This window comes from Psychrobacter sp. W2-37-MNA-CIBAN-0211 (genome assembly GCF_040309405.1).
Classification (GTDB): domain Bacteria; phylum Pseudomonadota; class Gammaproteobacteria; order Pseudomonadales; family Moraxellaceae; genus Psychrobacter; species Psychrobacter glaciei.
The window spans coordinates 1-236 of the sequence record NZ_JBEOOU010000575.1; the positions used below are offsets into that span (position 1 = coordinate 1).

Genomic DNA, 236 nt, shown 5'->3' on the forward strand with positions numbered 1-236 from the left:
GTATTGAGCAATATCTTCGCCCTCTAGTTGTAAGAATAACGTACCTACTTTAGTACCTTTAGCAAGTGGTGCTTCAAGTGTGTTATCTAGCTCAAAGTTAGCTTTAAGGTTTTTATGCTGACCACGTGGGATAGTAATCGGTGTATCTTCTAAAATACCTAAAGATACATTTTCTTTGTTACCCATCCAAATACGTTGTTCTGCAAAGCTATCGCCTGCTTTGTACGGAGTAATTG

Annotated in this window: 1 pseudogene; it reads right to left on the minus strand. The window is 38.1% G+C overall.

The window, feature by feature from the left end:
• Window positions 1-236: pseudogene (locus tag AAEY72_RS16320) on the minus strand (hypothetical protein); the annotation flags it as partial.